Source organism: Luteipulveratus flavus (assembly GCF_029439465.1).
GTDB classification, from domain to species: domain Bacteria; phylum Actinomycetota; class Actinomycetes; order Actinomycetales; family Dermatophilaceae; genus Luteipulveratus; species Luteipulveratus flavus.
This window is the reverse complement of record NZ_JAROAV010000028.1, coordinates 20,069-40,824: the sequence shown is the minus strand read 5'-3', so window position 1 is coordinate 40,824 and position 20,756 is coordinate 20,069. Positions and strand designations below refer to the sequence as shown.

21 protein-coding genes are annotated in these 20,756 nt (G+C 71.2%); 8 read left to right on the top strand and 13 right to left on the bottom strand.

All coding sequences use genetic code 11. From position 1 onward, the window contains the following. Positions 1-41 precede the first annotated feature (41 nt). Genes P4R38_RS08905 through P4R38_RS08895 form a run of 3 tightly spaced genes read right to left on the bottom strand, consistent with a single transcriptional unit; the run spans position 42 to position 2,515 of the window. The gene (locus P4R38_RS08905) at positions 42-551 is read right to left on the bottom strand and encodes a beta-class carbonic anhydrase (protein WP_277191884.1); all 510 of its coding nucleotides are present in this window, start codon (positions 549-551) and stop codon (positions 42-44) included. Further along, complete coding sequence (locus P4R38_RS08900) at positions 548-2,251, bottom strand: fumarate hydratase (protein WP_277191883.1); 1,704 nt, start codon at positions 2,249-2,251, stop codon at positions 548-550. Before P4R38_RS08900 ends, P4R38_RS08905 begins: the two co-directional genes overlap by 4 nt. Positions 2,252-2,281: 30 nt before the next feature. After that, a complete protein-coding gene (locus P4R38_RS08895) occupies positions 2,282-2,515 on the bottom strand; it encodes a hypothetical protein (protein WP_275237770.1) in 234 nt (77 codons plus the stop codon). 218 nt (positions 2,516-2,733) lie between these two features. Here P4R38_RS08895 and P4R38_RS08890 point away from each other — a divergent pair, with 218 nt between their 5' ends. From P4R38_RS08890 to P4R38_RS08870, 5 genes are read left to right on the top strand one after another with little or no spacing between them, the layout of a single operon-like run. Continuing rightward, entirely contained in the window at positions 2,734-4,044 is a 1,311-nt protein-coding gene (locus P4R38_RS08890) for an extracellular solute-binding protein (RefSeq protein ID WP_277191882.1), read from the top strand. Then, complete coding sequence (locus P4R38_RS08885) at positions 4,041-5,006, top strand: carbohydrate ABC transporter permease (RefSeq protein ID WP_277191881.1); 966 nt, start codon at positions 4,041-4,043, stop codon at positions 5,004-5,006. Before P4R38_RS08890 ends, P4R38_RS08885 begins: the two co-directional genes overlap by 4 nt. A gap of 3 nt (positions 5,007-5,009) precedes the next feature. Next, positions 5,010-5,873, top strand: a complete 864-nt coding sequence (locus P4R38_RS08880; protein ID WP_277191880.1) for a carbohydrate ABC transporter permease — start codon at positions 5,010-5,012, stop codon at positions 5,871-5,873. Positions 5,874-5,900: 27 nt separating this feature from the next. Then, entirely contained in the window at positions 5,901-7,187 is a 1,287-nt protein-coding gene (locus P4R38_RS08875) for an ABC transporter ATP-binding protein (RefSeq protein ID WP_277191879.1), read from the top strand. A 22-nt stretch (positions 7,188-7,209) separates the two neighbouring features. Then, a complete protein-coding gene (locus P4R38_RS08870) occupies positions 7,210-7,935 on the top strand; it encodes an SDR family oxidoreductase (protein WP_277191878.1) in 726 nt (241 codons plus the stop codon). Positions 7,936-7,946: 11 nt separating this feature from the next. Here P4R38_RS08870 and P4R38_RS08865 read toward each other — a convergent pair whose 3' ends face one another. Both P4R38_RS08865 and glpX read right to left on the bottom strand, forming a co-directional pair. Continuing rightward, positions 7,947-8,864: a carbohydrate kinase family protein gene (locus P4R38_RS08865; protein WP_277191877.1), complete on the bottom strand. Its 918-nt coding sequence runs from the start codon at positions 8,862-8,864 to the stop codon at positions 7,947-7,949. Between the two features lie 11 nt (positions 8,865-8,875). Continuing rightward, positions 8,876-9,898, bottom strand: coding sequence for a class II fructose-bisphosphatase (glpX, locus tag P4R38_RS08860; protein ID WP_277191876.1), 1,023 nt, complete (start codon positions 9,896-9,898; stop codon positions 8,876-8,878). Between glpX and P4R38_RS20055 the strand changes: the two genes are divergently transcribed. Beyond that, on the top strand, positions 9,801-10,604 hold the full coding sequence (locus P4R38_RS20055) for a DUF4245 domain-containing protein (RefSeq protein WP_346770749.1): 804 nt from the start codon (positions 9,801-9,803) through the stop codon (positions 10,602-10,604). The two genes, glpX and P4R38_RS20055, sit on opposite strands and share 98 nt — an antisense overlap. Positions 10,605-10,614: 10 nt before the next feature. Here P4R38_RS20055 and P4R38_RS08850 read toward each other — a convergent pair whose 3' ends face one another. Both P4R38_RS08850 and xseA read right to left on the bottom strand, forming a co-directional pair. After that, positions 10,615-10,866 (bottom strand): exodeoxyribonuclease VII small subunit, encoded by a 252-nt coding sequence (locus tag P4R38_RS08850; protein ID WP_275237778.1) that lies wholly within the window; start codon positions 10,864-10,866, stop codon positions 10,615-10,617. Positions 10,867-10,876: 10 nt separating this feature from the next. Then, positions 10,877-12,100, bottom strand: coding sequence for an exodeoxyribonuclease VII large subunit (gene xseA, locus P4R38_RS08845; protein WP_277191875.1), 1,224 nt, complete (start codon positions 12,098-12,100; stop codon positions 10,877-10,879). A 321-nt stretch (positions 12,101-12,421) separates the two neighbouring features. On the opposite strand from xseA, the gene P4R38_RS08840 reads away from it, so the two are divergent. Continuing rightward, positions 12,422-13,699 (top strand): cytochrome P450, encoded by a 1,278-nt coding sequence (locus P4R38_RS08840; RefSeq protein ID WP_277191874.1) that lies wholly within the window; start codon positions 12,422-12,424, stop codon positions 13,697-13,699. A 37-nt stretch (positions 13,700-13,736) separates the two neighbouring features. Further along, entirely contained in the window at positions 13,737-14,768 is a 1,032-nt protein-coding gene (locus P4R38_RS08835; RefSeq protein ID WP_277191873.1) for a 4-hydroxy-3-methylbut-2-enyl diphosphate reductase, read from the top strand. Positions 14,769-14,803: 35 nt separating this feature from the next. On the opposite strand, the gene P4R38_RS08830 is transcribed toward P4R38_RS08835, so the two are convergent. The 6 genes from P4R38_RS08830 to P4R38_RS08805 all read right to left on the bottom strand — a co-directional run bounded on the left by P4R38_RS08830 (position 14,804) and on the right by P4R38_RS08805 (position 20,698). Continuing rightward, entirely contained in the window at positions 14,804-15,997 is a 1,194-nt protein-coding gene (locus P4R38_RS08830; protein ID WP_277191872.1) for a DNA recombination protein RmuC, read from the bottom strand. 13 nt (positions 15,998-16,010) lie between these two features. Further along, positions 16,011-16,967, bottom strand: a complete 957-nt coding sequence (locus P4R38_RS08825; protein ID WP_277191871.1) for a DUF389 domain-containing protein — start codon at positions 16,965-16,967, stop codon at positions 16,011-16,013. Then, a complete protein-coding gene (locus P4R38_RS08820) occupies positions 16,964-17,680 on the bottom strand; it encodes an anti-sigma factor (protein ID WP_277191870.1) in 717 nt (238 codons plus the stop codon). The genes P4R38_RS08825 and P4R38_RS08820 overlap by 4 nt, the downstream gene beginning before the upstream one ends. Next, positions 17,677-18,267 (bottom strand): ECF RNA polymerase sigma factor SigK, encoded by a 591-nt coding sequence (gene sigK, locus P4R38_RS08815; RefSeq protein ID WP_275237785.1) that lies wholly within the window; start codon positions 18,265-18,267, stop codon positions 17,677-17,679. The genes P4R38_RS08820 and sigK overlap by 4 nt, the downstream gene beginning before the upstream one ends. Positions 18,268-18,327: 60 nt before the next feature. Next, positions 18,328-19,071, bottom strand: coding sequence for a fasciclin domain-containing protein (locus tag P4R38_RS08810; protein ID WP_277191869.1), 744 nt, complete (start codon positions 19,069-19,071; stop codon positions 18,328-18,330). 88 nt (positions 19,072-19,159) lie between these two features. Beyond that, complete coding sequence (locus P4R38_RS08805) at positions 19,160-20,698, bottom strand: molybdopterin-dependent oxidoreductase (RefSeq protein WP_277191868.1); 1,539 nt, start codon at positions 20,696-20,698, stop codon at positions 19,160-19,162. Positions 20,699-20,756: the final 58 nt, after the last annotated feature.

Below are 20,756 nucleotides of genomic sequence, written 5' to 3'. Positions count from 1 at the left end.
CCCCGTTCGACTGGGCCGCTGCGCGGGCGCGGACGGCCGGGTCAGCCGTGCTGGGTGAGCAGACCGGTGTCGACGTCGTACATGAACCCGCCGACCTGCACGGTGTCCGGGATGAGCGGGTGGCTGCGGACCTTCGCGACGTCCTGGGCCAGCGCGTCCAGCTGGTCGCCGACGACGTGGAAGCTCTGCCACGACGCGTCCTGGCCCGCCGACTCGCCGATGATCGTCCGCAGCTCCTGCTGCGAGCGGGACGCCATGGCGCACCGGGTGTGCGGGACGACCAGGACGCGCTGCACGTTGAGCAGGTGGACGCCGAGGACCAGGGCCTCGAGCGCGGAGCCGTCGACGCGACCACCGGGGTTGCGGAAGATCTTCGCATCGCCCGGCTTCAGCCCGATCATGCCGAGCGGGTCGATACGCGAGTCCATGCACGTGACGACCGCGACGCCCGCTCGGGCGACGCCGTCGAAGCCCTGCAGCGCGAACGAGCCCGCGAACTCCTCGTTCGCCGCGAGCAGGTCATCGAAGCCCACGCCGTTGCCGCCGCTCACAGGCCCGGCCGCTTCGTGATGGTGAACGCGGTCGGCTTGGCGGTCGCGGTGAAGAAGTCCTCGCCCTTGTCGTCGACCACGATGAACGCGGGGAAGTCCTCGACCTCGATCTTCCAGACGGCTTCCATGCCCAGCTCCTCGTACTCCAGTACCTCGACGCTCTTGATGCAGTCCTGGGCGAGCCGGGCCGCCGGCCCGCCGATCGAGCCCAGGTAGAAGCCGCCGTGGCTCGCGCAGGCGTCGGTCACCTGCTTGCTGCGGTTGCCCTTGGCGAGCATGACCTTCGAGCCACCGGCGGCCTGGAACTGCTCGACGTAGGAGTCCATCCGGCCGGCGGTGGTCGGGCCGAACGAGCCGGAGGCGTACCCCTGCGGCGTCTTGGCCGGGCCGGCGTAGTAGACGGCGTGGTCGCGCAGGTACTGCGGCATCTCCTCGCCGGCGTCCAGTCGCTCCTTGATCTTGGCGTGCGCGATGTCACGTGCGACCACCAGCGGGCCGGTCAACGACAGCCGCGTCTTGACCGGGTGCTTGCTCAGCTCGGCCAGGATCTCGGGCATCGGCCGGTTGAGGTCGATGGCCACGACCTCGTCGTCCCCGCCGGAGGCCTCCTCGCCACCGAGCTGGGCGTGCGTGGTGTCCGGCAGGAACCGGGCCGGGTCGCGCTCGAGCTCCTCGATTAACACGCCCTCGGGCGTGATCTTGGCCAGGCACTGACGGTCGGCCGAGCAGCTGACGGCGATGGCGACCGGCAGCGACGCGCCGTGCCGGGGGAGGCGGACGACGCGGACGTCGTGGCAGAAGTACTTCCCGCCGAACTGGGCGCCGATGCCGAACTGCCGGGTCAGCTCGAGGATCTGCTCCTCCAGCTCGCGGTCACGAAAACCATGACCCGTGTCCGGGTTGCCCTCCTTGGGCAGCTCGTCGAGGTACTTCGCGCTGGCGTACTTGGCCGTCTTCAGCGCGGCTTCGGCGCTGGTGCCGCCGATGACGACGGCCAGGTGGTACGGCGGGCAGGCGGCGGTGCCGAGCGCGCGGAGCTTCTCGTCCAGGAAGGCCATCATCCGCTCGGGGTTCAGGATCGCCTTGGTCTCCTGGTACAGGAACGACTTGTTCGCGGAGCCACCGCCCTTGGCCATGAACAGGAACTTGTACGACGTCTCGGCACCCGGCGCGGTGTTGGCGTACAGGTCGATCTGGGCGGGCAGATTGGAGCCGGTGTTCTTCTCCTCCCACATGGTGACGGGCGCCATCTGGGAGTACCGCAGGTTCAGGCGGGTGTACGCGTCGTACACGCCCCGCGCGATGGACGCCTCGTCCGGGGTGGACCCGTCGCCGACCAGGACGTGTGCGCCCTTCTTGCCCATCACGATCGCGGTGCCGGTGTCCTGGCACATCGGCAGGACGCCGGCGGCGGCGATGTTGGCGTTCTTCAGCAGATCCAGCGCCACGAACTTGTCGTTGTTCGAGGCCTCCGGGTCCTCCAGGATCGAGTGCAGCTGGGTCAGGTGCGCCGGGCGCAGGTAGTGCGCGATGTCGTGCATCGCGGTCTCGGTCAGCATCCGGATGGCCTCCGGGTCGACCTCGAGGAACGTCCGCCCGCCGGGGCCCTCGACCGTCCGTACACCGTCGGTCGTGAGCAGCCGGTACGACGTGTCGTCCGGCCCGGTGGGCAGCATGTCCTCGTACGCGAATTCCGCCATGCGCCGAGGGTATCTGCGCGCCCTTGCTGGTCAGGCGGTGAGGTCGACCTCCGCGGGGGCGAGCGCGCGCAGCCGACGGCTGATCCGGTCCGCTTCCTCGTGGAGCAGGTGCTGGCGGCGGCGCTCGCGCGTCGGTGAGCTGAGCGGGGTCCCCCGGAGCATCTGGTCCTCCACTGCCATCAGCTGCCGGATCAGGTCCCGGGCCGTCGGTGTCGTCTCCCGTTCCTCTGGGGTCCGGAGCGTGGGCAGTGCGGTGATGGTCATGGCGGTCCTGCTCTCGAGCGGTGTCACGTGTTGTCTGTCGTAGTACCCGTCGCGACGAATACTAACCCTCTACAAATCGATCGTTTTGTGGAGGGTTGCGTATAGGGTTTGAGAACGGCCCGGCGTGACGCGTGTGGAGAAAGTGGCGTCGGGCAGTGGCGTGGGTCACAGCGCCCGGTGTAGACCTGAGTTCACCTTCGGAAGGAACGAGGTAGCCGATGCAGTACGCAAGGAAGCGTCGTCGTCGGGGCACGGCACTCGTACTGGCTGCCACGATGGCGGCCAGTCTTGGTCTGGCCGCCTGCGGCAGTGACAGCTCCACCGGGGGCTCTCGCACTCTGACCTGGTACATCAACCCGGACGTGGGCAACGCCGACCCGACCAAGGGCGGGCAGGCCCAGCTGGCCAAGGAGTGCAGCGATGCCTCCGGTGGGAAGTACCGCATCAAGATCCAGCTGCTGCCCAACAGCGCGTCCGACCAGCGCACCCAGCTGCTGCGTCGGCTCGCCGCGGGGGACACCTCGATGGACCTGATGAGCATCGACCCGGTCTACGTCGCCGAGTTCGCCCAGGCCGGGTACCTCGCGCCCGTCCCGGCGGACCTGGACCAGCAGTTCCGCGAGGACCGCGTGAAGTCCTCGATCGAGGCCTCGACCTGGAAGGGCAAGCTGGTCGCTGTCCCGTTCTGGTCCAACACCCAGCTGCTCTGGTACCGCAAGTCGGCGGCCCAGAAGGCCGGCCTGACCATGGGCCCGGCCGTCACCTGGGACCAGCTGATCGGCGCCGCGAAGAAGACCGGCTCCGACATCGGTGTGCAGGCCTCGCTGTACGAGGGCTACGTCGTCTGGATCAACGCCCTCGTCGCCGGTGCCGGCGGCAAGATCGTCGAGAACCCGGGCGCGTCCGGCGAGGACACCAAGCTCGGTCTGGACAGCGCGGCGGGCAAGGACGCGGCCCGCATCATCAGCACCATCGCGGCCGCCGGGCTCGGCGGGCCGTCGATGGGCAGCAACGAGGAGACCGAGAGCCTCAACCTGTTCCAGAGCAAGCAGGCCAACTACCTCGTCAACTGGCCCTACACCTACAGCGCCCTGACCGGTGACAAGAAGGACGTCTCGGCGACGCTGTACCCCCGGACGGTGGCGGACAAGCCGTCCGCCCCGCCGTACGGCGGTATCCAGATCGGCATCGGCAACAAGAGCAAGAACCCCGCCGTCGCCTACCAGGCCGCAGCGTGCGTCACCGACGCCAAGCACCAGGCCGAGTACATGGCCGCCTCGGGCAACCCGGCGAGCCGGAAGGCGGCCTACCAGGACCCGGCGGTGCTCAAGGCCTTCCCCAACGGCATCGCCGCGACCATCCAGAAGTCCCTGGACCTGGCGACGCCACGGCCGCAGTCGCAGTACTACGGCGACATCTCCACCGGGCTGCAGCAGAAGTTCAGCCCGCCGAGCTCGGTGACGACCCAGACGCCGCAGTCGGCGCAGAAGTTCATCCTCGACGTCCTGAAAGGTGATGCCCTGCTATGAGCACCGTCGCCACCTCGGAGACCACCGGCGCTCAGCCCACCGGTGAGAAGGCGCCCAGGTCGCGCCTCTCGGACCGGGCCCGCGCCGAACGCTCCCTCGGCTGGAAGCTCGCCGGTCCCGCGTTCATCGTCATGCTGCTGGTGACGCTGTACCCGATCGCGTATGCCATCTACCTGTCGCTCTTCAGCTACCGACTGACCGACCCGCAGAGCCGGCGGTTCATCGGGCTGCAGAACTACATCACCTCCCTGACCGACCCGCTGTTCTGGGAGGCGTTCGTGACGACGACGATCATCGTCGTCATCACGCTGGTGATCGAGCTGGTCCTCGGCATGGCGATCGCGATGCTGATGAACCGGATCGTGCTGCCGCGCCGCACGCTGCGCACGATCGTGCTCATCCCGTACGCGATCATCACCGTCGTCTCGGCGTTCTCCTGGACGTTCGCGGCCTCGGTCGACACCGGGTTCATCAACCACTGGCTGCACACGCTCAGCTTCAGCCAGTTCCCGCTGGACTACGACTGGTTCGGTGGCCGGTGGTCGTCGCTGACGATCATCTGCCTGTCGGAGATCTGGAAGACCACGCCGTTCATGTCGCTGCTGCTGCTCGCCGGGCTCGCCCAGGTCGACAGCTCGCTGGAGGAGGCGGCCAAGGTGGACGGCGCCACCTGGTGGCAGCGCTTCCGCAGGGTGATCCTGCCGAACATGAAGGCCGCCCTCATGGTGGCCGTGCTGTTCCGCACCCTCGATGCGATCCGCATCTACGACAACCCGGTGATCATGACCGGTGGCGCCAACAAGACGACCACGCTGTCGATGCTGGTGGCCAACGAGACGATCAACCGGGTGGAGATCGGCATCGGGTCCGCGCTCGCGGTCATCCTGTTCATCATCGTGCTGATCGTGGCGTTCATCTTCGTCCGCGGGTTCAAGGTCGACCTCACCACCGGAGGCAAGTAGGCCATGCAGACCAACCTCAGCACCAAGACCCGGAACTGGATGGCCGTCGCCTCGATCCCGGTCATGATCTGGACGGCCATCCCGCTGCTGTGGATCCTCGCGACGTCCCTCAAGGGCACCGACGCGCTGGCCGACCCCACGAAGAACTCGTTCGGTAACTTCTGGCCGAAAGACCCGACCCTGGAGAACTACCGGGTCATCTTCACCGGTGGGGCGAGCGACCTGTTCAACCCGGCGCTGCGCAACTCGATCATCGTCTGCCTGGTCGCCACGCTGATCAGCGTCATCCTCGCGATGTTCTGCGCGTACGCCATCTCGCGGCTGGACTTTCCCGGCAAGAAGCTCATCCTGACCACGGCGCTGGCGGTGTCCTTCTTCCCGGTCATCGCGATGGTGACGCCGCTGTTCAACCTGTGGCGGCAGGTGGGGCTGTTCGACACGATCCCCGGCCTGATCATCCCCTACCTCGCGCTCACGCTGCCGCTGTCGATCTGGACCCTGTCGGCGTTCTTCCAGCAGATCCCGTGGGAGATGGAGCAGGCGGCCCAGGTGGACGGTGCGACCAGCTGGCAGGCGTTCCGCAAGGTGATCGCCCCGCTGGCGGCGCCCGGCGTCTTCACCACGGCGATCATCGCCTTCTTCACCGCGTGGAACGACTTCGTGTTCTCCTCCAACCTCACCTCCTCGAACAACTCGCGCACCGTGCCGGCGGCGCTGGCGTTCTTCACCGGCGCGAGCCAGTTCACCCAACCGACCGGGGCGATCGCCGCCGCCGCGGTCATCGTCACCATCCCCGTCGTCATCCTGGTCCTGCTGTTCCAGCGGCGGATCGTCGCCGGCCTCACCTCCGGCGCCGTCAAGGGCTGACCAGCGCTCACTCGTGAAGGAGTCCCCATGGCAAGCATCGAGCTGAAGAATCTCGTCAAGAAGTACGGTGACGGCTTCCCCGCGGTGAACGACGTGTCGCTCGACATCGCCGACGGCGAGTTCGTCATCCTGGTCGGTCCGTCCGGCTGCGGGAAGTCGACCCTGCTGCGGATGATCGTCGGCCTCGAGGACATCACCTCGGGCGACCTGATGATCGACGGCAAGCGCGTCAACGACCTCGCGCCGCGCGACCGCAACCTGTCGATGGTCTTCCAGAACTACGCGCTGTACCCGCACCTGACGGTGTTCGAGAACATCGCCTTCCCGCTGCGGCTGGCCAAGGGTCAGCACAACGAGGACGAGATCCGCAGCAAGGTCAACCAGGCCTCGTCCATGCTGGAGCTCAACGAGCACCTGGAGCGCAAGCCGGCGAACCTCTCCGGTGGTCAGCGGCAGCGGGTCGCGATGGGTCGCGCGATCGTCCGCGAGGCGGACGCGTTCCTGTTCGACGAGCCCCTGTCCAACCTGGACGCCAAGCTGCGCGGTCAGATGCGCACCGAGATCTCCCGGATGCAACGGCGCCTCGGGACGACGACGGTCTACGTCACGCACGACCAGATCGAGGCGATGACGCTCGGCGACCGGGTGGCGGTCCTGAAGAAGGGCGTCCTGCAGCAGGTCGCGTCGCCGCGTGAGCTGTACGAGCAGCCGGTCAACCTGTTCGTGGCCGGGTTCATCGGCTCGCCGCCGATGAACTTCCTGCCCGCCCAGGTGGTGGGCTCGACCCTGAAGCTGCCGTTCGTGGACGTGCCGATCTCGCAGAACCTGGCCGACCAGATCAAGGGCCACGAGTTCGTCATCGCGGGCATCCGGCCGGAGTACTTCAAGGACGCCTCGCTGGGCGGCGTCGAGGGCGTGCGGTTCTCGGCCGTCGTCGACCAGACGGAGTGGCTCGGCAACGAGCAGTACGCCTACATCCCGTTCGAGGCCCCGGAGGCGGTGCACTCGACGCTCGAGGAGCTCGACCGCGACCTGGACGGCGAGGGCCTGCGCACCCAGCTGGTCGTCAACCTGGACGCCCGCTCCCGGATCCGTGAGGGCCAGGAGGCCGAGCTGGTGTTCGACCCGGAGCTGATGCACGTGTTCGACCCGAACTCCGGGGACAACCTCACCCGGGACGACGCGAAGGCCACGGAGATCGCCCAGGACAGCGAGGACGCCCGCCGGGCGGCGCTGGAGCGGGCGCGGTCCCGTGAGTCGGTCAGCGACCGGCAGGCGGGCGAGGACGCGGCCGGGAGCCAGGAGGCGTCCTGAGCGGTAGCCGTACGGTGGCGGGATGACTGACTCCTCCGGCCGTCCACTCGTCCTCGTCACCGGCGGCACCCGCGGCATCGGCAAGGCGGTGTGCGACGCCCTCGCGCCGGACCACATGCTGATCGTCGGCGGGCGCGATCGCGCCGCCGTCGAGAAGGCTTGTGCGGCTTACGATTCCGCGCGCCCGTTCGTCGTCGACCTCGCCGACGAGGACTCCACGACGGATGCCGTCGCCGCGCTCGGGCTGGACCGGCTGGACGGCGTCGTGCATTCGGCCGGGCTGGGCGGCGGCGCGCGGACGGAGGAGTCCTCGCGGGCCCTGTGGCGGGAGATCCTCGAGGTCAACGTCATCGCGGTGTCCGATCTCACCCGGCTGCTGCTGCCCGCGCTGGTCGCGGCGCAGGGCACCGTGGTCACCATCAACTCCGGCTCGGGCCTGCGCGCCAGTGGCGCCGGCGGGCACTACCCGGCCTCGAAGTTCGCGCTGACCGCGCTCTCGGACGTGCTGCGCGAGGAGCTGCGTCCGGACGGCGTCCGCGTCTGCTCCGTGCACCCGGGTCGGGTGGACACCGACATGCAGCGCGAGCTGGTCGCGTCGGAGGGTCGGCCGTACGATCCCAAGGAGTTCCTGCGTCCCGAGTCGGTGGCCACGGCCGTCCGTACCGCGCTCACCGCCGGCCCGGACGCGACGTACGAGACGATCTCGATCCGCCCCGGCCCGGCCGCCACCCACCGACGGCGCGACTGAGGTCGTCCGGGTCAGCCGAGCTCGGCTCGCGTGGGCGGCTGCGCCCCTGCTCGCGACACGGTGATCGCCGAGGCCTGCACGGCGCGGTCGAGCGAGGGGCGTACATCCTCGAGGGTTGCGCGGCGCAGGCGCTCGCGCGCGTCGGGCTCGCCCAGCAGGCCCGCGTCGAGCAGGCCGGACAGCAGCCCGGACATGAACGAGTCGCCGGCGCCGACGGTGTCGACGACCTCGACCGCGCGCCCGGGCAGCTCGGCCGGCTCGTCGCTCGCGGCGAGGTGCAGCAGCGCACCATCGCCACCACGGGTGAGGACGACCAGCGACGGGCCGAGGCGCGCCCACAGGCGAGCCACCTGATCGATCGGGGCGTGCTCGCCGTAGAGCCAGCGCACGTCCTCGTCGCTGGCCTTGACGACGTCGGACAGCCCGACCAGCTGCTCGATGTCGGACCGGACGTCCTGCGGCTCACCCATCAGGGACGGCCGTACGTTCGGGTCGTACGACACCGTCGCGTGGGGCCGCGCCCGCTCGACCGCCTCCCGCACGGCGGTCGCCCCCGGCTGCAGAGCCGCCGCGATCGAGCCGGTGTGCAGGTGGCCGAACCCGTCGGACGGCAGCTCGCGCGGCGCCCACTCGATGTCGAACTCGTAGGTGGCAGAACCGTGCTCGTCCAGCGTCGCGGTGGCCGTCGGCGTACGGGACGCGCCGTCGCTGCCCACAGTCAGCGGCACGCCGTCGGCGGCGAGGTGGGACCGGATCGCGTCCCCGTGCTCGTCCCGCGCGATGGACGTCGCGAGCTGCACGGGATGGCCGAGCCGGGCCAGCCCGACCGCGACGTTCAGCGGGCTGCCGCCCGGGTGCGTTCGTTCGCTCCCGTCCGGGCGGCGGACGATGTCGACCAGGGCCTCGCCGACGACGAGCGTGCGGGTCATGGCGGTGGGGCTCAGTGCTCGAAGTCGACCGCGGCGTACTCCCGCAGCTTCGACAGCTGGTGGTAGCCGTCGATCAGCCGGATCGTGCCGCTCTTGGAGCGCATCACCAGCGACTGCGTGGTGCAGCCGCCCGAGCGGTACCGGACGCCCTTGAGGAGCTCGCCGTCGGTGATGCCGGTGGCGACGAAGAAGCAGTTGTCACCGGTCACCAGGTCGTTGGTGGACAGCACCGCGGTCAGGTCGTGACCGGCGTCGACGGCCTTCTGCCGCTCGTCGTCGTCCTTGGGCCACAGCTGGCCCTGCAGCACGCCGCCGAGGCACTTGATCGCGCAGGCGGCGATGATGCCCTCCGGGGTGCCGCCGATGCCGAGCAGCAGGTCGATGCCGGTGTCCTCGCGCGCCGCCATGATCGCGCCGGCGACGTCACCGTCGGAGATGTACCGGATCCGGGCGCCGGCGGTACGGATCTCGTCGGCGATCTGCTCGTGGCGCGGCCGGTCCAGCAGCACGACCGTCACGTCGGACACGCTGCGGCGCTTGGCCTTCGCCACCCGCTTGATGTTCTCGGCGACCGGCAGCCGGATGTCGACGACGTCGGCGGCCTCCGGGCCGGTGGCGAGCTTGTCCATGTAGAACACCGCGCTCGGGTCGTACATCGAGCCGCGTTCGCTGACCGCGAGGACCGACACGGCGTTGGTCATGCCCTTGGCGGTCAAGGTGGTGCCGTCGATCGGGTCGACCGCGACGTCGACCTCCGGGCCGGTGCCGTCACCGACCTGCTCGCCGTTGAAGAGCATCGGGGCGTCGTCCTTCTCGCCCTCGCCGATCACGACCGTGCCGTTCATGCTGACCGAGGCGATCAGGCTGCGCATCGCGGCGACGGCGGCACCGTCGGCGCCGTTCTTGTCCCCCCGACCGACCCAGCGGCCACCGGCCATGGCGGCCGCCTCGGTGACGCGGACGAGCTCGAGAGCCAGGTTGCGGTCGGGCACCTCGGCGCCGGTCGTTGAGGTGGGCGTGCTGTCCGCAGACATGGATCTCCTCGGGCAGGTCGGTGGCGGCTGGTCACCGCAGGTGGGCCGACTCTATCGAGACGCCCGCCGGTGGGCCGGGCCCGGTTCGACGGCGTACGACCTGATCGGCGACCATGGAGGGGTGAGCACTGCACCGGACACCACACCCGCGCCGTCTGGTTCTCCGGCGCCGCGACGCCGGGGGATGGGCGGTTCGGCACGCTCGATGATCATCTCGATGGTGGTCCTCATTGCCGCCTGCGCCGTCTGGGTGGCGATGGTGCCGCGTGTCAGCACCGTGCCCCGCAGCGTGCAGGACGTCCCGGGCATCGCCCGCGAGGTGAGCGCCCAGCAGAAGTGGCAGGTCGCGCTCCCGCAGGGGCTCTCCTCGGACTGGGTCCCCACCAACGTCCGGCTGCTGCGGTACGACGGGAAGGCCCCCAGCTGGCACGCCGGCTACCAGGCGCCGTCGGGGAAGTTCGTCTCGCTGGAGCAGACGAAGAACGGGACCGACGGCTGGGTGAAGGACCAGACCGGGTTCCGCGCCGAGACCGGTCAGCAGATCTCGCTCGCCGGTGTGGCCTGGACCAAGGTAGAGAACAAGGACAACGACCAGCGCAGTCTGGTCCGTGTCGAACCGCTGGCCGGGCTCGACACCGTGGTCACCGGCAAGGCCGGGTGGGCGGAGCTGCAGCGATTCGCCGGCTCCCTCCAGGCGGGTCGCTGAGGGCGGACCGTCAGTCCGAGGCGTCGTCCTCCTGAGCGGTCAGCCGCTGCTCCGCCTCGTCGAGCCACGCCTGACAGTGCTGCGCGAGCGCCTCGCCGCGCTCCCAGAGCTTCATCGACTCCTCGAGGGAGGCGTGGCCGCCCTCGAGCTTGGCGACGATGGCCGTGAGCTCCTCGCGGGCCGCTTCGTACCCCAGACCCGCGATGTCGGGGTGCGCCGCGAGGGCGACCTGGGAGGGCGGGCTCTGCTCGGTGCCAGACATGGCGGTCACCCTACGTGGCCTGCCTGACAGTGAGCTCGCCGCGCGCCACCGAGACCCGCAGCAGATCAGTGGGCTGCACCTGCGCCGGGTCGATGACCACGGTGTCGTCGGGGCGGCGCACGACGGCGTACCCGCGTTCGAGCGTGGACAGCGGCGACAGCGCGCGGATCTGCGCTCGCAGGTGGTCCACCTGGTCGGCCGCGCGCTCCAGCCGCGAGCGGAGCCGGTAGGTGGTGCGCTCGAGCAGCCCGTCGATCTCCTGCCGGCGCAGCCGCACGATCGTGTGCGGGTCGGCCAGGACGGGACGGCTGCGCAGCGCGTCCAGGTGCCGACGCTCGGAGACCAGGCGATGGCGCAGGGCCCGGGTCGCGCGCTCCCGAGTGGCCGTCAGCCCGGCCAGCTGCTCCTCCAGGGCCGGGACGATGTGCTTGGCCGCGTCGGTCGGCGTGGACGCACGGACGTCCGCGACGAAGTCGAGCAGGGGAGTGTCGACGTCGTGGCCGATCGCCGACACCACGGGAGTGGTGGCCTCGGCCACGGCCCGGACCAGGCTCTCGTTGCTGAACGGGAGCAGGTCCTCGAACGACCCGCCGCCCCGGGCGATGACGATGACGTCGACCTGCGGCATCCGGTCCAGCTCGCGCAACGCCTCGGTGACCGCCGGCACCGTGTCGGGCCCCTGGACCGCGACCTCGCGGATCTCGAACCGCGTCGCCGGCCAGCGACGGCGGGTGTTCTGGACGACGTCCTTCTCCGCGGCACCCCGGCGTCCGGTGATCAGGCCGACCGTCCGAGGGACGAACGGCAGGGGGCGCTTGCGCGACCGGTCGAACAGCCCCTCGCTGCGCAGCAGCTGCTTGAGGTGCTCCAGGCGCGCGAGCAGCTCGCCCACGCCCACCGGGCGGACCTGCCGCGCGTCCAGATGGAGGGTGCCCCGCTTGGTCCAGAACGTCGGCTTGGCGTGGACGACGACGCGCGCGCCCTCGCGGACCGCCGCGCCCATCGCGTCCAGGGTGTTGGCCGGGACGGTGACCGACAGCGACATGTCGACCTCGGTGTCGCGCAGCGTGAGGTAGCAGGTGCCCGGGCGGCGGTTCAGCTGCACCACCTGGCCCTCGACCCACAGCGGCGCCATCTTGTCGACGTAGTCGGAGATCTTCAGGCTGAGCGTGCGCACCGGCCAGGGCTGCTCGGCCGTGGTGTCCGCGGCGCGCTCGGGGAGGGGGGTGCTCACCCCGGCAGGCTATTGGCTGAGGACGACAGCGCCGACCAGGCTCGGACCTGACGGGGCAGACGAACTCTTGGGCAACTGTTGGTCTGCGCCGGAGGGAGCGCCGCTGGTGCCGTCGATACGTTGGCGACGCCAGCTCACCGGACGACAGTCCACGACGAGAAGGAGTCACATCATGGCCAGGATCGTCAAGCAGGTCTTCGCTCGTGCCACCGGCCGAACCAAGCTCGGTGGTCGCTACACCTACTGGAACTGACGCTCCGGTCGTCGGCCCGCGGTCCCGCCCAGCAAGGGCGGACCGCGGGCCGACGTGGTGAGTCCGTCATGAGTGCATCGACCTCCCGCCCGCCCGGCCCACGGGCCTCGCGGCTCCTCGGCAACACCCTCGCGTACGACCGCGACCGCCTGGGATTCCTGCGCGCCGCGCAGCAGGAGTACGGCGACGTGCTGTCCTACGACCGGCGGACCACGCTGATCGGCGACCCGGAGCTGATCCACCAGGTGCTCGCTCGCACGAACACCGACTTCGACGGGGACGGCAGCCCGTTCAGTGACGAGGTCGACCTCGAGGGCGCTGCCGCGAGCTCGGACAGCTGGATGGCCGCTCGTCGCGTCGGTTGGCACCGCCTGTCCCGGACGGCCGTGACCGCCCACGTCGGTCGGCTGCGCGAGCTGGTGGACCGGACGTTCCCGGGCCCGGGCGTGATCGACCCGATGCCGACGTTCGAGCGGCTCATGGGCGCGGCGACCGCCGACCACTGCCTCGGCCACAGCGCCGCCGGCGTGCCCGAGCTGGTCGCTGCGAACACCGCTGCCCTGGTGCCGGTGGGCGGGACGTCCTACCGGGTGCCGTCCTGGTGGCCGGGGCGCCGGCAGCGCAGCTTCGTCGCCCTGCGGGCCGAGCTGATGGACCGGTTGGGCGAGGCCGTGGCGGGCCGGATCGCCGAGCGGCGCGGCCGGAGCGGTGAGCCGCGCGACCTGCTCGACCAGCTCCTCGCCGGAGCGGAGCCGGTCGACGCGGTCAGCGCCCGGCGGTTCGTCCGGGGTGTGCTGATGGCGGGGTACGGCGTGCCCGCAGCGGCGATGGCGTGGGTGCTCGCCGACCTGGCGGCGTACCCGCAGGAGGCCGAGCGGGTACGGGCCGAGGCCGATGCCGCGGGTTCGGACGGTGTCGCGGAGCTGCCGGTGACGTCGGCGTTCATCCGGGAGGTGCTGCGGCGGCGTCCGCCCACCTGGCTGATCGGCCGACGGGTCCGGAGCGGGACGCAGCTCGGGCGGTGGCCGCTGCCCGCCGGGTACGAGGTCGTGTTCAGCCCGTACCTGCTGCACCGTGACCCGCGCTGGTGGCGCGACCCGACCGGGTTCGACCTGGACCGCTGGCTGCCCGGTGCGCCGGCGCCCCGAAGACACACCTACATCCCGTTCGGAGCCGGTCCGCGGGTGTGCGTCGGCGCCCAGCTCGGGATGCTGCAGCTGGCCCTCGTGACCACCTGGCTGGTGCGGCGCTTCGACCTCGTCGTCGAGACTCCACCGGCCGAGCGGTTCGAGGGGCTGCTGGTCCCCGGCGACTTCCGGGCGGAGCTGGTCGAGCGCCGAGGGTGAGGTCGGCGGCCGCGCACCGCCACCTACCATGGTGGTCATGACTGTCCCCACCGACGCCCAGGCCCAGACCCGGACCAAGCGCGTACTGCTCGCCGCCCCTCGCGGCTACTGCGCCGGCGTGGACCGCGCCGTGGTGACGGTGGAGAAGGCGCTGGACCTCTACGGCCCGCCGGTCTACGTCCGCAAGCAGATCGTGCACAACAAGCACGTCGTCACCACGCTGGAGAAGCGGGGCGCGATCTTCGTCGACGAGACCGACGAGGTGCCCGAGGGCGCCACGGTGATCTTCTCGGCGCACGGTGTCGCACCGGTCGTGCACGACGAGGCCAAGCAGCTGAGCCTGAAGACGATCGACGCCACGTGCCCGCTGGTCACGAAGGTGCACCGCGAGGCCGTCCGGTTCGCCGACGACGACTTCGACATCCTGCTCATCGGCCACGAGGGGCACGAGGAGGTCGTGGGCACCTCCGGTGAGGCGCCGGAGCACATCACGCTGGTGCAGAGCCCGGCGCACGTGGACGAGGTTGAGGTCCGCGACCCCGAGAAGGTGGTCTGGCTGTCCCAGACCACGCTGTCGGTCGACGAGACGATGGAGACGGTCCGCCGTCTGCGGGAGAAGTTCCCGAAGCTGCAGGACCCGCCCTCGGACGACATCTGCTACGCCACGCAGAACCGCCAGCTCGCGGTGAAGCAGATGGCGCCGGAGACCGACCTGATGATCGTGGTCGGCTCGACCAACTCCTCCAACTCGGTGCGGCTCGTCGAGGTGGCGCTCGAGCACGGCGCGCAGGACGGTCACCTGGTCGACTACGCCGACGAGATCGACGAGGCCTGGCTGGAGGGTGTGACCACCGTCGGCGTCACCTCCGGGGCGTCCGTCCCCGAGGTGCTCGTCCGCGACGTCCTCGACTTCCTCGCCCAGCGCGGGTACGGCGATGTCTCGCCGGTCGTGGCCGCCGAGGAGAGCCTGCTGTTCGCGCTCCCGAACGAGCTGCGTCGTGACCTCAAGGCGCGCGACGGCAACGAGGCGGCGGCCAAGGTCCGCCACGACGCGGGTTCGCTGCACTGAGTTCGCTGCACATCTCGCTGCGCTGAGTCGGCGGCTCAGCCGACCTCGCGGTCGCCGCGCGGCTGAGCTGAGGACGAGCGACCCAGCTCGAGCTGCGGGCGGGCGACGTCGTCGTCCACGGCGTCGATCAGCTCCTGGGCGGTCAGCGGTCGCGGCGCGGTGGTGACCGGCGCGATCAGCGGCAGCGGGTCGGCGGTGAGGTCCAGCTCGCCCATCCGACGAGCCGTCACCAGCACGCGCGACTCCAGCGAGCCGACCATCGCGTTGTACGTCTCCACCGAGCGCCGCAGCGAGGCACCCATGTCGGCGGTGTGCTTGCCGAGCGTGGCGAGCCGGGCGTAGAGCTCCTTCCCGAGCGTCAGCAGCTCACGGGCGCTGCCGGACAGCGCCTCCTGCTGCCAGGCGAAGGCGACCGACCGCAGCAGGGCGAGCAGCGTGCTGGGGGAGGCGAGCACGACGCGCCGGCTCATGGCGCGGTCGAGCAGGCCGGGGTCGGCGGCGAGGCCGGCCACCAGGATTGCGTCTCCGGGGACGAAGCAGACCACCATCTCCGGGGCGGTGGTGAAGGCCGACCAGTACTCCTTCGCGGCGAGCGCGTCGACGTGGCCGCGCAGCTTGCGGGCGTGGTCGGACAGGTGCCGCGAGCGCTCCTCATCGGAGAGCCCGTCGGCCTGCGCGGCGAGGAAGGAGGTCAGCGGCGCCTTGCTGTCGACGACCAGCACCTTCTCACCGGGCAGCCGGACCACGACGTCCGGGCGGACGCGTACGTCGTGGTGGGTGGTCGCGCTGACCTGCTCCTCGAAGTCGCAGTGCGCGAGCATGCCGGCGTGCTCCAGGACCCGGCGTAGCTGGACCTCGCCCCACGCGCCCCGGGTGGTGGAGGAGTTGAGCGCGCCGGCGAGGCTGGCGGTCTGGTCGCGCAGCGCCGTCGTGGTGCTGGCCACGTCGGTGAGGCGCGCGGCGAGCTCGCCGAACTGCTCGACCCGATCCCGCTCGAGGGTGCTGACCTGGCGCTCGACCCGGCCGAGCGCGTCCCGCAGCGGCAGAAGCACCGAGGCCGTCTGGGCGTCGTCGCTGACGGCCGCCTCGAGGTCGACCACGCGCTCCCGCAGCAGGTCCCGCTCGGTCGCCAGGCCGGCGGAGTGGGCGGCGTGGGACTGCCGGAGCCAGGCCGTGGCGCCGAGCGCGCCGAGCACGATGCCACCGATGAGGGCGAGCGCGATGATCATGGGTCACACCCTGTCAGCGACCTCCGACAGGCGGTCCGAGCCGCGCCACACGCGCCCAGGCCAGTTTGAGGGCCGCGACCGTCACGATGCCGGCGAGCACCATCCCGACGATGTTCACGCCGAGCTGGGTGGCGCTGCCCACGATCTCGCTGCGGTCGCCGATGGCCAGGCCGAGTGCGAGGTTGCCCGCGGCAGGCACGGTGGTGACGGAGATGAAGACGCCGACCATGGTGCTGCTCTTCCGGGTGGCCACGGCGAGGACGCCCGCGGCGCCGGCGACCAGCGCCACGACGAACGACCAGCGGTCGGGGTGCCAGATGAACCCGGTGAGTGGGCGCGGCCGGGTCACCATCGCGTCGCTGACGAACCCGGTCGCGACGGCCAGGAGGGCCAGGACGGTCACCAGCGCGATGGCGGCGGCGAAACCGGCGACCAGCAGGAGGAGGCTGCGCGCCGCGAGCGACCAGCGCCCCATGACCAGCCCGACGCAGACGGCCGCGACCGACACGAACTCCGGGCCGACGACCATGGCCCCGACGACGAGGACGGAGGAGTCGGTGATGACGGCGATCGAGGCGAGCACGGTCGCCAGGACGAGGAACGCCAGGTAGGTGATCGTCGGTCGGCTCGCAGCCTCGGCATCGTCGAGGACGGCACTCCAGATCACCGCGTCGTCGGGGTCGCCGGGAGCCGCGCGGTCCAGCTCCCGGGCGGCGGCGAACGGCGTGTCGGTCGGCTCGGAGACAACGATGCCGCCGCGGTCCGGCAGGCCGGTCGCAGCGAGGTCGTCGAGCACGCTGCTGGCCGCCTCGCGGGCGACGTCCGCCTCGATCACGTCACCGGCCGGCTTGCGGGCGGCGCCAGTGAGCACGACCACGTTGGTCGCGCACTCGTGGTCGACGAGCAGTCCGCGCACCTGGTCGGCGAGGTCCTCCGGCACGACGAGCCGGAGGTGGACCAGACCGGTCATGTCAGGGCGACGAGCACGACCGGCTTGGTGGTCGGGGCCTTGGAGCCACCGCTGGGCTCGACCGACAGCGCCAGCGATGGGCCGGGTACGCCGGTCAGCAGCTGGGGCCCGTCGTCGCGCAGGAGACCCGCGGACCGCGGCGTACCGGACGCGTCGAGGAACCACGCCTGGTACGTGCGGTCGCTCCCGACCGGCGGGAGGCGGTCGGTCGTGATCGTGGCGGCGCGCTCGGCGGCGGACGCGGTCACCAGCACGAACCCGTCGCCGACCCGGCCCTGGTACTCCTTGGCGTCCGGGGCGAGGCGGACGCGCTCGGCGGGTGAGAGCGACGCGACCGAGGTGGGCTGCTGCCAGGGCTGCGCGATCCCGACGCCGACGCCGGCGAGGAGCGCCACGACCGCGGCGGCGACGAGGAGGCGCGTCCGGCTCGCGAACGTCCGGCGCTCCGGCCGGTGCGCGGGCCGCGCACCGGCTGGAGCGGGTGCCGGCGCCTGCTCGGGGAGCGCGTCCATGATCCGGCTCTTCAGCGCCGGTGGCGGCGCCACCGGACGGGCCGTCGAGGCCAGGGCGACGAGCGCGTCGTCGTACGACGCGACCTCCTCCTGGCAGGCAGCGCAGGTCTTCAGGTGCCGCTCGAAGGAGGCGCGCTCGATGTCGTCGACGGCACCGAGGGCGTACGCCCCGGCGAGCTCGTGGATCTCGTCGTCGTTCATCGTTCACCTCCGATGTGGTCTCGAAGTCGGCGTAGTCCGTCGCGGATGCGGGACTTGGCGGTGCCGAGCGGTATCCCCAACGTCTCGGCTATCTCAGTGTGCGTCCGGCCGCCGAAGTACGCCATCTCGACGGCCTCGCGCTGGTGGTCGGTCAGCCGGGCGAGCGCGCCCCGGACCTGCTCGGCGTCCAGCAGCGCGGTCACCGTCTCGGCCGTGCTGTCGTACGGACCGGCGGACGCCTGCCGCTCGTACGTCACGTCCCGCGTACGGGCGGCGGCGCTCGAGCGCACCCGGTCCACGGCGCGGCGGTGCGCGATCGTCAGCAACCAGCCGAATGCGGAACCGCGTGCGGCCTCGAACCGCGGTGCGGTCCGCCAGATCTCCAGGAAGACCTCCTGGGTGACCTCCTCGGCCTGCGCGGGGTCGGCGAGGACCCGGAGCACGAGGCCGTGCACGCGGGGCGCGGTCTCGTCGTACAGGCGCTCGAACGCCGCCCGGTCACCGCTCGCGACGGCCGTCAGCAGCCCGCTGACACCGCTCCCCGAGGCTGCGTCCTCGCGCGCACGGGGCGACGACGCGGGAGCCATGCCGACCATCATGGCCGATGACCTCGGGAAAGCGGCGACTGCGGTCATGTCGGTGCGCCGTCAGCCCTTCGGGAGCAGCACGGAGTCGATGATGTAGACCGTCGCGTTGGCGGTGGGGACGTTGCCGCACACGACCTTGGCAGTGCCGTCGGCCGTGAACGACTGACCCGAGCCGGTGATCTTCACCATGCTGCCGGACAGCGTCTTGTGCGTGCCGGCCAGCTGCTCCGGCGAGAGCTTGCCGGGGATCACGTGACCGGTGAGGACCGTGGTGAGCAGGCCCTTCGGGTCACCCATCGCCTTGTCCATGGTGGCCTTCGGCACCTTGGAGAACGCGTCGTTCGTCGGGGCGAGGACGGTGATGTCCTTGGCGTTGTTCAGGGTGTCGACGAGGCCGGCCTTCTTGACGGCGGTGACGAGGGTCGACAGGGCGGGGTTGTTGCTGGCGGCGGTCGCGACCGGGTCCTGGGCCATGCCGGAGAAGGATCCCTTGCCCGACTTCGGGACGGCTGCACAGCCGGATCCGAACGGCGCGGCGGCGCCACCCATGTCGTGCGACATGCCCGAGTGGGACATGCCGCTCATCCCGCTCATCCCGCTGGAGGACGAGCCGCTGCCCATGCCGCCCATCGTGCTGGACGAGCCGGCCGACGACGAGCCGGCGGACGACGAGCCGCCGGCGGCGGACGCCGCGGCACTGGGCGTACCGGAGCTGCTGCTGGAGTCGCTGGACCCACAGGCGCCCAGCGCCAGCGGCAGGCTCAGGACGAGTGCTGCGGTGAGCCCGCGGCGGGTGGTCTTCATGGTGGTGCTCCTTCACGTCGGTCGTTCGCGTCGGCAGGGGTTCGGCGCGGACGACCATTCGGATCGGTTTGTGCAGCAACGTTTTTCGTCAACCCACAAGAACGACCACCTCCTGGATGCCCGAGGAGCCCGACGGGAAGACCGGGGCCCGCTCGTCGTTCTGGACCTGACCGCGGCCGTCGGTCACGCGGGCCCGGATGGAGTGGCGTCCGGTGCCGCCGAGGTCGGCCTTCAGGACCCACTGGCGCCAGTAGTCGACGCCGACGTCGGGGCCGAGCGTTGCGGGTCGCCACGGCCCGTCGTCGATCGACACCTCGACCCGCACGACCCCGTGCCGCTGTGCCCAGGCGACACCGCCGATGGTGACCGTTCCTGGGGGCAGGCTCGCCAGGCTCGCGGGCGTGTCGATCCGGGCCGACGGCTTCACCGGGGCGTCGGTGGCCCAGCCGCGCCGGGTCCAGTACGCCCGGGCGGCGTCGTACGTGGTGACGGTGAGCCGGGTGACCCACTTGGTGGAGCCGACGAACCCGTACAGGCCGGGTGTCACCAGCCGGGCGGGGAAGCCGTGCGTGGCCGGCAGCGGGGCGCCGTTCATGCCGATGGCGAGGAGGGCGTCCCGGTCGTCGGTCAGCGCGCCCAGCGGCGTGCTGACCGTGAACCCGTCCACCGACCGGCTGAGCACCTGGCGACCCGGCCGGCCCGGGTCCACGACCTCGGCGTGCCGGAGCAGGTCGGCCACCCGCACGCCCAGCCAGCGCGCCGCGCCGACGTACTGGCCGCCGACCTCGTTGCTCACGCAGGTCATGGTGATGTCGCGCTCGATCAGCGGCATCGCGCGGATGTCGTCGTAGGTGAGGGTGTACGGCCGGCGGACGTCGCCGTCGATCCGCAGCTCCCAGGTGTCCGCCTTCACGCGGGGGACGACGAGGGCGGTGTCGACGCGGTAGAACCCCTGGTTCGGGGTGCGCAGCGAGCTGATGTCCCGGTACGTCGGCTCCAGGCCGCGGGGGAGCGCGGGTTCGGTCCGGGCAGCCTGCGGGAGCCGCACGTCGCTGCTCGGGTCGCCTCCGGTCAGGTGCTGCCCGAACGCCGCGGCCCCGACGGACGCGGCGGCGACGGTGCCCGTCCCGAGGAGGAACCCGCGGCGGGTGTCCATGCCGGACGGGTACGCGGAGAGCTCGGTCGCGCGCCCGGGCACCCGGAAGCGGGCCGGCAGCAGGGCCAGCAGGACGGCACATCCGACCACGGCGGTGACCACTGACGGCAGGACGTACTGGCCGTCGGCCGCGGGTCGGTTCAGCGCGGCGGCCCCGGCGACCGCGGACAGCAGGACCAGGAGGGCGACGCCGGCGAGCGGGCGACGCCGCGCCAGCAGACCGGCGGTGGCCGCGAGCAGGAGAGTCACCAGCGACACCGAGCCCAGCAGGACGGGCTTGTCCCAGGTGCCGAGGGTCCGCACCGCCCACTCCTTGACCGGCGTGGGTGTGCGGTCGATCACGGCCGACCCGACCGCGGGCACGGGGGAGGCCTCGGGACGGGTCAGACCGGCGGCGAGATGGCCCGCGGCCATGCCCGCTGCGGCGGCGAGGACGCCGGCGACCAGGGCGCGCGGCGCGGAGAAGTTCACCGATGGAGTTCGGCGCCGAGCGCTCGGCGGATGGGAAGACGCGCCGGAGCACCTAGAC